The 12073-nt window shown below is 70.8% G+C and carries 8 protein-coding genes; all 8 read left to right on the plus strand.

Going from position 1 to position 12073, the window contains the following annotated elements; all coding sequences use genetic code 11:
- Window positions 1–26 precede the first annotated feature (26 nt).
- The 8 genes from DFR50_RS02460 to pbfA all read left to right on the plus strand — a co-directional run bounded on the left by DFR50_RS02460 (window position 27) and on the right by pbfA (window position 12068).
- Complete coding sequence (locus DFR50_RS02460) at window positions 27–2033, plus strand: acetyl/propionyl/methylcrotonyl-CoA carboxylase subunit alpha (protein ID WP_113887603.1); 2007 nt, start codon at window positions 27–29, stop codon at window positions 2031–2033.
- Between the two features lie 35 nt (window positions 2034–2068).
- The gene (locus DFR50_RS02465) at window positions 2069–4138 is read left to right on the plus strand and encodes a 3-hydroxyacyl-CoA dehydrogenase NAD-binding domain-containing protein (protein WP_113887604.1); all 2070 of its coding nucleotides are present in this window, start codon (window positions 2069–2071) and stop codon (window positions 4136–4138) included.
- A 345-nt stretch (window positions 4139–4483) separates the two neighbouring features.
- The gene (locus DFR50_RS02470; RefSeq protein ID WP_245427263.1) at window positions 4484–5512 is read left to right on the plus strand and encodes a putative 2-aminoethylphosphonate ABC transporter substrate-binding protein; all 1029 of its coding nucleotides are present in this window, start codon (window positions 4484–4486) and stop codon (window positions 5510–5512) included.
- 107 nt (window positions 5513–5619) lie between these two features.
- A complete protein-coding gene (locus tag DFR50_RS02475; protein ID WP_113887605.1) occupies window positions 5620–6759 on the plus strand; it encodes a putative 2-aminoethylphosphonate ABC transporter ATP-binding protein in 1140 nt (379 codons plus the stop codon).
- Window positions 6760–6832: 73 nt separating this feature from the next.
- Window positions 6833–8773 (plus strand): putative 2-aminoethylphosphonate ABC transporter permease subunit, encoded by a 1941-nt coding sequence (locus DFR50_RS02480; RefSeq protein ID WP_210208789.1) that lies wholly within the window; start codon window positions 6833–6835, stop codon window positions 8771–8773.
- The gene (locus tag DFR50_RS02485; protein ID WP_113887747.1) at window positions 8770–9906 is read left to right on the plus strand and encodes a TIGR03364 family FAD-dependent oxidoreductase; all 1137 of its coding nucleotides are present in this window, start codon (window positions 8770–8772) and stop codon (window positions 9904–9906) included. Before DFR50_RS02480 ends, DFR50_RS02485 begins: the two co-directional genes overlap by 4 nt.
- Window positions 9907–10716, plus strand: a complete 810-nt coding sequence (gene phnX, locus DFR50_RS02490; RefSeq protein WP_113887607.1) for a phosphonoacetaldehyde hydrolase — start codon at window positions 9907–9909, stop codon at window positions 10714–10716.
- Window positions 10717–10730: 14 nt separating this feature from the next.
- Complete coding sequence (gene pbfA, locus DFR50_RS02495) at window positions 10731–12068, plus strand: (R)-1-hydroxy-2-aminoethylphosphonate ammonia-lyase (RefSeq protein WP_113887608.1); 1338 nt, start codon at window positions 10731–10733, stop codon at window positions 12066–12068.
- The last annotated feature ends 5 nt before the right edge of the window (window positions 12069–12073 follow it).

A 12073-nucleotide genomic window follows, 5' to 3' on the forward strand; every position in this document is an offset into this window, starting at 1 on the left:
AGGCGACGGGACGAGGGCTGAGCACAATGTTTCGTAAAATCCTGATCGCCAACCGTGGCGAGATCGCCTGCCGGGTGATCGCCACCGCGCGCCGGCTGGGGATCGCCACGGTCGCCGTCTATTCCGAGGCGGACGCCGGGGCGCGCCATACCAGACTCGCCGACGAGGCCTGGCCGATCGGCCCGGCGCCGGCGCGGCAAAGCTACCTCGCGCGGGACACGATTCTCGACGTCGCCGCCCGTTCCGGCGCTGAAGCCATCCATCCCGGCTACGGCTTTCTGTCGGAGAACGCCGACTTCGCGGCCGCCTGTGCGGCGGCGGGCGTGACCTTCATCGGGCCGCCCGAGGCGGCGATCCGCGCGATGGGATCGAAGGCCGAGTCCAAGGCGCTGATGGCCCGATCCGGCGTGCCGCTCGTGCCGGGCTATCACGGCGAGGCGCAGGACCTCGCGCGGCTGACGCGCGCGGCGGCCGAGATCGGCTATCCGGTGCTGATCAAGGCGTCGGCCGGCGGGGGCGGCAAGGGCATGCGCATCGTCGCCGCGCCCGACGCGCTCGCGGCCGCCGTCGCGGGCGCGAAGCGCGAGGCGCTCGCGTCGTTCGGCGACGACCGCGTCCTGATCGAGAAATACCTCACGCAACCGCGTCACATCGAGATTCAGGTCTTCGCCGACACCCATGGCGCCTGCGTCTCCCTGTTCGAGCGCGACTGCTCGCTACAACGACGCCATCAGAAGGTTCTCGAGGAAGCCCCCGCGCCCGGCATCGGCCCGGAGCGGCGCAAGGCGATGGGCGAGGCCGCCGTCGCGGCGGCGCGCGCGGTGAACTACGTCGGCGCCGGCACCGTCGAATTCATCGCCGAGGGCGACGCCTTCTACTTCATGGAGATGAACACCCGCCTGCAGGTCGAGCACCCCGTCACCGAGATGGTGACCGGCCTCGATCTGGTCGAGTGGCAGATTCGCGTGGCCGCGGGAGAGCCGCTGCCCTTGGGCCCCGAGCGGCTCCGCCTGCGTGGCGCCGCGATCGAAGCGCGGGTCTACGCCGAAGATCCGGCGCGGGACTTTTTGCCCGCGGTCGGAACCCTGCGCCACCTGCGACAGCCCGCCGAGAAGCCGGGCGAAGTGCGCGTCGACACCGGCGTTGCGCAAGGCGACCGGATCACGCCGCACTATGATCCGATGATCGCGAAGCTGATCGTCTGGGGGGAAGACCGCCCCGCCGCCGTCCGTCGTCTGGCGGCCGCCCTCGCCGACTACGAGGTGGTGGGGGTCGCCACCAACCTCGACCTTCTGCGGAGAATCGCCGACCATCCCGCCTACGCCGCGGCGGAGCTCGACACCGGGTTCATCGCCCGTCACGCCGCGGACCTGATTCCGGCGCCCGACGCCGCGCCCGACGCCGACGGCGGGGTCGCCCTCGCCGCCGCGGCGCTCGCCGTCGTCGCGGACGAGCGGGCGGCGATCGCCGCCGGCGCCCGGGCGTCCGGCGATCCCTGGTCGCCATGGGCCGAGATCGACGCCTGGCGGATGAACGGCGACGGGTATCAGGATCTTCACTTCAGTCAGGACAACGCGCCGCCGGTCGCCGTTCGCGTGCGCCCGCTGGGGGACGGAACATTCCGGGTCGACCTTCCGGAAGGCGCGGCCCGTGCGGCCCTGGACGAGGGTCCCACCGATCCGCACCTGTCGCTCGACGGCGTCAAGCGGCGCCTGCGGGTCGTGCGCCGCGGCGCGGAGTTCACCGTCATTCGCGGCGCCCGGAACGTCACGCTCGTCCGGGACGATCCGCTCGCCCCGCCGCAGACCGAGACGGCCGGCAGCGACCGCGTGACAGCGTCGATTCCGGGCCGGGTCGTGCGCATTCTGGTGCAGCCCGGGGACGTCGTCGAAAAGAACGCGCCGCTGATCGTGATCGAGGCGATGAAGATGGAGCTGACGTTTTCCGCCCCCCTGGCCGGGGTCGTCGCCGAGGTTCGCTACGCCGTCGACCAGATGGTCGAGGAGGGAAGCGAATTGATCGTCTTCGCGTGAAAGGAAACCGGACGGACGTCGAGAGGAGAAGCAGGATGCCGAAGCGGGCGGACCTCATCCGGGAAGGCGACCTCGGCGTCCTGAGGATCGACAATCCTCCGGTCAACGCGCTGTCGCCCGAGACGATCGTCGCCATCGCCGCCGCGTTCGACGCCTTCGAGGCGGACCGAAGCCTCGCCGGACTGGCGATCGAATGCGCCGGCCGCACCTTCGTCGCCGGCGGCGATATCGCGTCTTTCGCCGATCCGTCGTTCTCGCCCGCGCCGTTCAACGCCCTGCTGGCGCGCATCGAAGCGTCCGCGCGGCCGGTCGCGGCGGCGCTGTTCGGCACGGTGCTGGGCGGAGGGGTCGAGCTGGCTCTGGCCTGTCACCTCCGGATCGCGCATCCGGGGACGAGGTTCGGCATGCCCGAGATCGCGCTCGGATTGTTGCCGGGTTCGCTCGGCACGCAACGCCTGCCGCGGCTGATCGGCGTCGAGGCCGCCGCCCGCATGATCACGGGCGGGAAACCGATCGCCTCGGACGAGGCGCGTTCGCTCGGGCTGGTCGACGCCCTCGCGGACAATCCGGGCGAAGCGGCGCGCGAGGCCGTTCGCCGCGCCGCTGCATCCGGAGCCGCGCTTCGCCGCCTGAGCGCGCTTTCGCCTCCGGACACGGCGGACGCCGAACCCATTCTCGCCGACCTGAAGGCCGACGCGGCGCGACAGCCGCACCTGCCGGCGCTCGCGGCGATCGCCGCCAGTCTCGACGCCGCCGCGCACCGGCCGTTTGCGGAAGGCGAGGCGGTCGAAGCCTCGGCGTTTCGCGCCCTTCTGGCGAGCCCCGCGTCGCGCGCCCTGCGTCACGCCTTCTTCGCCGAGCGCGCGGCGCGGCGCATTCCCGACCTGCCCGAGGGCGTGCGCGCGCGGGAGGTCCGCCGGGTGGGCGTCCTTGGCGCCGGCGCGACGGGCGCGGGCGTCGCGATCGCCTTCGCCGACGCCAATATCCCGGTGACGCTGGTCGACGCCGCGGAAGCGGCGCTAGCGCGAGGGCGCGCCGCGATCGACGCGGCCTATGCCGCCCAGGTTTCGCGCGGAGGGCTGGGCGAGGGCGAGCCGGCGAGGCGCTCCGGCCTCGTCACGGGCGCGACCAATATCTCGGAACTGGGCGATGTGGACCTGGTGATCGAAGCGGCGTTCGAGGAGATGACGCTCGACGTCGCGCGCAAGCTCGGCGAAGTTTGCAGGGCCGGCGCCGTCATCGCGACCAGCGCCGCGACGCTCGACGCCGACCGGATCGCCGCGGCGACCGGGCGGCCGCAGGACTGTCTCGGCGTCTTCAGCCCGTCTCCCGGCGCGCGCCTGCTGGAAGTGGCGCGCGGCGCGAACACCGCTGCCGACGCGTTGCAAACCGTCGTGCAGCTCGCCCAGCGCATCGGCAAGACCATTGTCGTCTCCGGGGGCGGCCACGGCTTCATCGCCGCCCGGATGGCGGCGGTCTATGCGCGGGAGAACGACGCGCTCCAGCTCGAAGGGGCGACGCCCGAGCAGATCGACGGCGTCGCGGAAAGCCCGCGCTGGATCGGCATGGCGATCGGTCCGAGCGGCATGTTCGACGAGGCGGGCGTCGACGTCGGCGCGCGCGCCGTCCGCGATCCCGCAAACCGCGCCCTGTCGAGAGCGCTGTTCGAGGCCGGCCGCTGCGGTCGGAGGAGCGGCGAAGGCTACTATCGCTACGAGGGGCGGACGCGGCTTCCTTCGGAAGCGCGAACCGCGCTCGCGATCGAGCTTGCCGCCCTCCACGGCGTATCGCGCCGCGAGTCGATCGCCGATCGCGAGATCTTCGAGCGTCTGCTCTATCCGATGATCAACGAGGCGGCCGAGATCCTTGCCGAAGGAGTAGCCCGGCGTCCCGGCGACATCGACGTCGTCTGGACGGCGGGCTACGGCTTCCCGGCCTGGCGGGGCGGCCCGGCGTTCATGGCGGACGAGATCGGACTTCGCGAGGTGGTCGCGGGCCTCGACCGCTGGGGCGCGGGGAAAAACGGTTGGCGGGTCTCGCCCCTGTTGCGCGGGCTCGCCGAGCGCGGCGAGAGACTGAGCGACTGGCGACGCGACAAGGCTTGAGAAGGCGCGCGGCTGGCGCCGTCGCGGCGTCCGGTTCGTTCCTCGTATCGCGGCCGACGAGATCCGGCGGGACGGCGCCGGGCGGCGGCGTCGCTGCGCCGAGGCCCGCTCGCCGCCGGAGGCGACAGCGGCCCGGTTGACGCGCTCCCTCGGCGTCCGCGCCGCGATCGGCGCCGCCGGCGGATCGGCTCGTCGTTGCGCCGCGCGCCCGCCATCGCCGCTTCCCCGTGTCCCGTCATACGCCCTTCAAGCGCCAGCCTTATCGAATTGGCGGTGAGGTCCGGTCCGGCGCCCCGCTCCAGGAGAGCGGCGCGGCGGCGCAAGGCTGTGGGAAGGATGCGGCTCATGAGAATCGGGATGATCAGTCGTCTGGGCGGTCTCGCCGCTGTCGTCTTTTCCCTGCTTGCAAGCTCGGCGCTGGCGAACGACCTGACCGTCTACACGGCGCTCGAGGCGGACCTTCTGCCGATCTACAAAAAGAGTTTCGAAGACAGGTATCCCGGCGTCAACATCCGCTGGGTCCGCGACTCGACCGGCATCATCACCGCCAAGCTCCTTGCGGAAAAGGACAATCCCCAGGCGGACGCCGTCCTCGGCACGGCCGCGACCTCCCTGCAGCTGCTCGACAACGAGGGCATGCTCGAGCACTACGCCCCCAAGGGGCTCGACAAGATCGATCCCCGCTTCGTCTCCAGGGACACGCCGCCGACCTGGGTCGGCGCCAACGCCTGGGCCGCAGCGCTGTGCGTCAACACGGTCGAGATGAAGAAGCGCAACCTGGCGATTCCGCAGACCTGGGCGGACCTCGCCAGGCCCGAGTACAAGGGCCTGATCGTGATGCCGAACCCGGCCTCCTCGGGCACCGGCTTCCTCGACGTGTCGAGCTGGCTGCAGATGATGGGCGACGAGAAGGGCTGGGCCTACATGGAGGCCCTGCACCAGAACATCGCGACCTACACCCATTCGGGCTCGAAGCCCTGCACGCTGGCCGCGTCCGGCGAGTATCCCATCGGCATCTCGTTCGAATTCCGCGCCGCCCGGGTGATGAGCCAGGGCGCGCCGGTGGTCGTCGTCGTGCCGAGCGAGGGCGTCGGCTGGGACGTCGAAGCCTCGGCGATCGTCAAGGGGACGCCCAACGAAGACGACGCCAGGAAGCTGATCGACTGGGCGGTCTCCGACGACGCGATGAAGATCTACGCCAAGTACTACGCCATCCTCGGCAACGCCGCGTTCGAGGAGCCGATCCCGAACCTGCCGACCGACATCAAGGCGAAGCTGTCGAAGAACGATTTCGAATGGGCCGCGGCGCACCGCGCCGACATTCTCGACGCGTGGCAGAAGCGCTTCGGCGCCAAGAGCGAAGCGAAAAACTGAAGGGGCGCAGGGCGGCTGCGACCGGCCGCCGCCGGAGCGAAAGGGTCGAGGTCCGGCGAGCCGCCCCGTTCGCCGGCCGCTGTTCCAGCGAGCGAAGGATTTCCGACATGACGCTTGTCGCCGCCGACATCGCTCTCGCGCCGGCCGCCGCCCCCGAGCGGCCGCCCTATCTCGTCGTGACCAACGTCACCAAGCGGTTCAAGACCTTTCTCGCGCTCAAGGGGGTCTCCCTCGAGGTGCGCGAGGGCGAGTTCGTCTGCTTCCTCGGGCCATCCGGCTGCGGCAAGACCACGCTCCTGCGCGCCATCGCCGGTCTCGACATCCAGTCCTCGGGGACCATCACCCAGGGCGGGCGCGATATTTCCGCCCTGCCGCCGGAGGAGCGCGACTTCGGCATCGTGTTCCAGTCCTACGCCCTCTTCCCCAACCTCACCGTGCGCGGAAACATCGCCTTCGGCCTCGAGAATCGCGGCATGAACCGGGGCGACGTCAGCGCCCGGGTCGAGGAGCTGCTCGCCCTCATCGGCCTCACCGAACACGGGGAGAAGTACCCCTCGCAGATCTCCGGCGGCCAGCAGCAGCGCGTCGCGCTCGCGCGCGCCCTCGCGCCGGGACCGGGCCTGATCCTGCTCGACGAGCCCCTGAGCGCGCTCGACGCCAAGGTGCGCATCCACCTGCGCAACGAATTGAAGCAGCTCCAGGCGCGCCTCGGCGTCACCACGATCATGGTCACCCACGACCAGGACGAGGCGCTCTCCATGGCCGACCGCATCGTGGTCATGAACATGGGGGTGATCGAGCAGATCGGAACCCCGCTCGAGATCTACAACGACCCCGCCACGCGCTTCGTCGCCGATTTCGTCGGCGCCATGAACTTCTTCGACGGCGCCGTGTCGCACGAGAACGAAGTGCAGGTGGGCGGCGTGCGCCTCGCGGTCGACGGCCGCACGCCGGCCAGGGGGGCCCAGGTGACCGTCGCCATTCGCCCCGAGGACGTTCGCATCCTCGGCGCCCATCCGAGCGCCGGGCTGGACGCGCCGAACACGCTGAAGGTGGAGGTCGGCGACGCCGAATTCCTGGGCTCCGAAGTCCGCCTCAGTCTCAACTACTTCACTTCCGGCCCGATGGTGGCGCAGACCTCGCAGGAGTCGGTGCGCGCGCTCGGGATCCAGCCTGGCAAGCGGATCGACGTGTGCCTGCCCGCCGACCGTCTGCGCATCTTCATGAGCGGGGCGAACCATGTCTGACGCCGTCCTCGGCGCCGCGGCGATCGCCCGGGCCCCCGCGATCCGGGCCAAGGTCGGGCGCGACGACAGGCTGATGCTGGTGTTCACGCTGGTCATCGGCCTCTACCTGGTGGTGAGCCTCGCGCTGCCGATTCTGTTCATGCTGTGGAAATCGACGGAGGTGCGCGCCTTCGCCTATTCCGCGGTGGAAATGCAGGTCGACACAGGCCAGGGGCCGACGTCGGTCGGCACGCTCGCTGATGTGGCGGGCAAGCTCGGCCTGCTGTCGGACGTCGACCAGGCGCGGCGCGCCAATTCGCTCACCGCCGCCCAGCTGTTCCCGAAGCGCGCCTTCGACGGCGCGCCGCTGAAGAGCGTGCGCATGCGCTTTTCCGGCGGCTCGGCCGACGGCCGGCTCGATCTGTCGGGAAAGCCGGTCGAGGCCGGCCAATGGGCCGAGGTTCCGGCGCAGGATCTGCGCCGCCTCGTGCTGCGCGCCGGGACCCAACGCTCGCTCGCCAACTACGCCGCCTATTTCAGCAATCCGGCGCTCACCCAGTCGATCGCCAACTCTCTGGCCGTGTCGCTGATCACGACGGCGATCGTCGTGCTGCTCGCCTTCGGCTTCGCCTACGGGCTGAGCCGGACCATGATGCCGCTGAAAGGGCTGTTCCGGACCATCGCCATGGTCCCCATTCTGGTGCCGTCGCTGCTCGCCGGCATCTCGCTCGTCTACCTGTTCGGCAATCAGGGTCTGCTCAAGGACCTGATGTTCGGGGCCAGGATCTACGGCGCGGGCGGCATCGTCGCGGGCTGCGTATTCTTCACCTTTCCCCACGCCTTCCTGATCATCTCGACCGCGCTCGCCGTGTCCGACGCGCGCCTCTACGAGGCGGCGCGCGTGCTGCGCACGACGCCTCGACGCACCTTCTTCACCGTGACCCTTCCCGGAGCGCGCTACGGGCTCATCTCCGCGGCGTTCGTCGTGTTCACCCTGACGATCACCGAATTCGGCGTTCCCAAGGTCGTCGGCGGCGACTTCAACATGCTCGCGGTCGACATCTACAAGCAGGTGGTCGGCCAGCAGAATTTCGCCATGGGCGCGGTCGTGTCGGTGATTCTGCTGATCCCCGCGGTGGTGGCCTTCTTCGTCGACCGCACCGTCACGGCGCGGCAGGTGGCGTTGCTGACGGCGCGGGCGGTCCCCTACGCGCCGCAGCCCAACCGGCCGCTGGACTGGGCGGCCTTCGCCTTCTGCTCGGTGGTGGCGGGGCTGTTGCTGCTCGTCGTCGGCGTCTCGCAATTCGCCGCGCTGGTGAAGTTCTGGCCCTACGACCTGTCGCTGAGCTTCCAGCACTACGCGTTCGAAGGCGTCGACGGCGGCGGTTGGGGCTCCTACTTCAATTCGCTGCAACTCGCCCTCTACACGGCGATCATCGGCACGCTGGTGGTGCTGGTGGGCGGCTATATCGTGGAGAAGGGGCGAGGCTTTGTCGCCGCGCGCACCGGCCTGCACTTCCTGGCGATGCTGCCGATGGCCATCCCGGGCCTCGTGCTCGGCCTCTCCTATATCTTCTTCTTCAACGACAGGTCAAATCCGTTCAATTTCCTGTACGGGACGATGGCGATCCTGGTGGTCTCCACCATCACCCACTTCTACACTGTCTCGCATCTGACGGCGCTGACCGCGCTCAAGGCCATGGACCGGGAGTTCGAGGCGGTGGCCGCGTCGCTGAAACAGCCGGTGACGCGCATGTTCACCCGCGTGACCCTGCCGGTGTGCCTGCCCACCGGCCTGGACATCGCGGCCTACTATTTCGTCAACGCCCTGACCACCGTGTCGGCGGTGGTGTTCCTCTATGCGCCGACGACGACCTTGGCCGCGGTCGCGGCGCTCAACATGGACGACGCCGGCCAGATCCAGCCAGCGGCGGCGATGTGCATGCTGATCTTCTACACCAACCTCGCGGCGCGCGGCGTCCACGCCGTCCTGACGCGCGTCCTCGCCAGCACGCAGGCGTGGCGCGCCCGATGACGGATCGTTTCGACCTGATCGTGGTCGGGGCCGGCATCGTCGGCCTCGCCCATGCCCTCGCCGCCGCGCGCCGCGGCCTCAGGGTCGTGGTGGCGGATCGCGACCCCGAGGCGTCGGGCGCCTCGGTGCGCAATTTCGGATTCGTGACCGTCACCGGCCAGCAGGCCGGCGACACCTGGCGGCGCGCCAGACGCTCCCGGGACGTGTGGCTCGAGGCGGCGCCGCAGGCCGGCATTCGCATCGAGCAGGAAGGCCTGGTCGTGGTCGCGCGGCGGCCGGAAGCCATGGCGGTGCTCGAAGCCTTTCGCGCCACGGAAATGGGCGCGGACTGCGCGCTCCTCTCCGCCGAGGAAACGCGGCGGCGCTACGGCGACGTCCTCGCGCCCCGGACTCTGGCCGGGTCGCTGGTGAGCCCGCACGAGCGCCGGGTGGAAAGCCGCGACGCCGTGCCGAGGCTCGCCCGCTGGCTGGAAGAGGCGAAGGGCGTCGCCTTTCGCCGCCGCTGCGTCGTGACCGCCGTGGAGCCGGGCAAGGCGTCGACGACGCAGGGCCCGCTCATGGCGGAGCGCATCGTCGTGTGCCCCGGAGACGATCTCGTCTCGCTCTTTCCCGACGCGATCGCCGCGCTCGGCGTCGGGCGCTGCCGCTTGCAGATGCTCAAGGTCATGCCCGCCGACCCCGCTTTCCGCCTGCCCGCGGCGATCATGTCCGACCAGTCCCTGGTGCGCTATCTCGGCTACGCCGAACTGCCGCAAGCCGAAGCGCTGCGGGCGCGGCTCGCCGCCGAGCAGCCGGAGGCGCTGGCCAACGGCGTGCATCTGATCGCCGTGCAGGGAAGCGACGGCGGCCTCGTCGTCGGCGACAGCCACCATTACGGGTCGAGTCCCTCGCCCTTCTCCTCCGCCGCGGTCGACGATCTCATCCTCGACGAACTCCACGCCGTCCTGCGACTGCCGGGCGCGCGGGTCGTGGAGCGGTGGGCGGGGACCTACGCCTCGCTCCCCGACAGACCGATGGCGCGCCTGAGCCCGGCGCCGGACATCCGCCTCGTCATCGTCACCAGCGGAACCGGCGCTTCGACCGCCTTCGCCATCGCCGAAGAAACCCTCGACGAACTTTATGGGAACGCCTGAATGACCTACAAGCATCTGAACGCCGTCGTCCTCGACTGGGCGGGAACCGTGGTCGACTACGGCTCGAAGGCCCCCATGGGCGTGTTCCAGCGCGCCTTCGCCAGGTTCGGCGTCGACATCACCATCGCCGAGGCCCGCGGCCCGATGGGCAGGCCCAAGCGCGACCACATCGCCGCCGTCATCCGCCTGCCGCGCATCGCGGCGCTGTGGGAGACGGTCCACGGCCACGCGCCCGGCGAAACCGACATCGACGAGATCTACCGGGTGTTCGTGCCGCTCAACGTCGAAGTGGTCGCCGACTATGCCGACCTGATCCCCGGAACGGCCGAAACCATCGCCCGCCTGCGCGCCCTCGGCCTGAAGATCGGCTCGACCACCGGCTACACCCGCGAGATCATGGCGCCGCTGCTGCCGCTGGCCGCCGAGCAGGGCTACACGCCGGACAATCTCGTCTGCGCCGGCGACCTCCCGGCCGGCCGGCCGACGCCGCTGATGATGTACCGGACCTTCCTCGATCTCGAGGTCTGGCCGGCCTGGCGGGTGGTGAAGGTCGACGACACGGAGGTGGGAATCGAGGAAGGGCTGAACGCCGGCGCCTGGAGCGTCGGCGTGGCGCTGACCGGCAACGCCTTCGGCCTCGACGAGGAGGAGACGGAGGCGCTGTCGGAGGAGGACTACGAGGCGCGCGTCGCCGCCGCCTACGCCAGGCTCACCCGCGCCGGCGCCCATTATGTCGTCGACAGCGTCGCCGATCTCGTCGACATCCTGGACGAGATCGAGGGTCGGCTGGCGCGGGGAGACCGGCCCTGAGCGGCGCCGATCCCATGAGCGGCGGCGCGAGCGAGGGCGACGTCAACACCTCGCCGCTGCGCGCCCGCTGGATCGAGGGCCTCGACGCGGACACCCGCGCCGTGCTCGACGCCGACGCCGAGGTTTTCCTGCACCAGTCGCTGTCGAGCCCGTGCCTCGACGTGGTGACCGGGGCCGAGGGCGCGTTTCTCACCACCCGCAGCGGGCGGAGGATCTTCGACTTCCACGGCAACAGCGTGCATCAGCTCGGCCACGGCCACCCGGCGGTCGTCGCGGCGATCAAGGCGCAGCTCGACCGCCTGCCCTTCTGCCCGCGCCGCTTCACCTGCGAGGAGGCGGTCGCCTTCGCGCAGAAGCTCGGCGACCTCGCGCCCGAGCCGCTCGGCAAGGTTCTGCTGGCGCCGTCGGGTTCGGCGGCGATCGGCATGGCGCTGAAGCTCGCCCGCATCGCCACCGGGCGCCACAAGACGATCTCGATGTGGGACGCCTTTCACGGCGCCAATCTGGACGCCATCTCGGTCGGCGGCGAGGCGCTGTTCCGAAAAGGGGCCGGCCCGCTCCTCCCCGGCGCCGAGCACGTGCCGCCGCCGGGCCTCGCCCGGCGCTTCTTCGGCGACGACGACAGGGCCGCCGACCGCCTCGCCGACTACATCGACTACGTGCTCGAGGTGCAGGGCGACGTCGCCGCCGTGATCGCCGAGCCGGTGCGCTGGACGACGGTCGAGCCGCCGCCGCCGGGCTTCTGGGCCAAGGTGAAGCAGGCTTGCGTCCGCCACGGCGCGCTGCTCGTGTTCGACGAGATCCCCTCGGCGCTGGCGCGCTGCGGCAGTGTCTACGTCTTCGAGCAGATGGGCTGCACGCCCGACATGGTCGCCCTCGGCAAGGGCCTCGGCGGCGGCGTCCTGCCTCAGGCGGCGCTGGTCGTGCGCCGCGACCTGGACGTCGCGGGCCACCTCGCGCTCGGCCATTACACCCACGAGAAGAGCCCGCTCGGCAGCGCCGCGGGGCTCGCGACCCTCGCGGTGATCGAGAGCGAGGGCCTGTGCGCGCGGGCGCGAGCGCTCGGCGAGACCGGCCGGCGCCGGCTGGACGCCATCGCCGCGCGCCGCCCGGAGATCGCCGCCGTCCGGCACATCGGCGCCTTCTTCGGCGTCGAGGTGAAGGACCACGCCGGGCGCCCGGCGGCGGCCCGGGCCGATCGCATTCTCTACGAGGCGCTCGCCCTGGGGCTCAGCTTCAAGGTCGGCGGCGGCAAGGTCCTGACCCTGTGTCCGCCGCTGACGATCACCGACGCCGAGTTCGACCGGGCCCTCGACATCCTCGACGCGGCCTTCGCCGCCGCCGACGCCTGAGCGGC

Origin of the sequence: Roseiarcus fermentans (genome assembly GCF_003315135.1) — a bacterium.
Classification (GTDB): Bacteria; Pseudomonadota; Alphaproteobacteria; order Rhizobiales; family Beijerinckiaceae; genus Roseiarcus; species Roseiarcus fermentans.

Excerpts from the sequence above, each read along its gene's own strand:
- DFR50_RS02460 (WP_113887603.1), top strand. The coding sequence starts at position 27 with ATGTTTCGTAAAATCCTGATCGCCAACCGTGGCGAGATCGCCTGCCGG.
- DFR50_RS02465 (WP_113887604.1), top strand. The coding sequence starts at position 2,069 with ATGCCGAAGCGGGCGGACCTCATCCGGGAAGGCGACCTCGGCGTCCTG.
- DFR50_RS02470 (WP_245427263.1), top strand. The coding sequence starts at position 4,484 with ATGAGAATCGGGATGATCAGTCGTCTGGGCGGTCTCGCCGCTGTCGTC.
- DFR50_RS02475 (WP_113887605.1), top strand. The coding sequence starts at position 5,620 with ATGACGCTTGTCGCCGCCGACATCGCTCTCGCGCCGGCCGCCGCCCCC.
- DFR50_RS02480 (WP_210208789.1), top strand. The coding sequence starts at position 6,833 with ATGCTGGTGTTCACGCTGGTCATCGGCCTCTACCTGGTGGTGAGCCTC.
- DFR50_RS02485 (WP_113887747.1), top strand. The coding sequence starts at position 8,770 with ATGACGGATCGTTTCGACCTGATCGTGGTCGGGGCCGGCATCGTCGGC.
- phnX (WP_113887607.1), top strand. The coding sequence starts at position 9,907 with ATGACCTACAAGCATCTGAACGCCGTCGTCCTCGACTGGGCGGGAACC.
- pbfA (WP_113887608.1), top strand. The coding sequence starts at position 10,731 with ATGAGCGGCGGCGCGAGCGAGGGCGACGTCAACACCTCGCCGCTGCGC.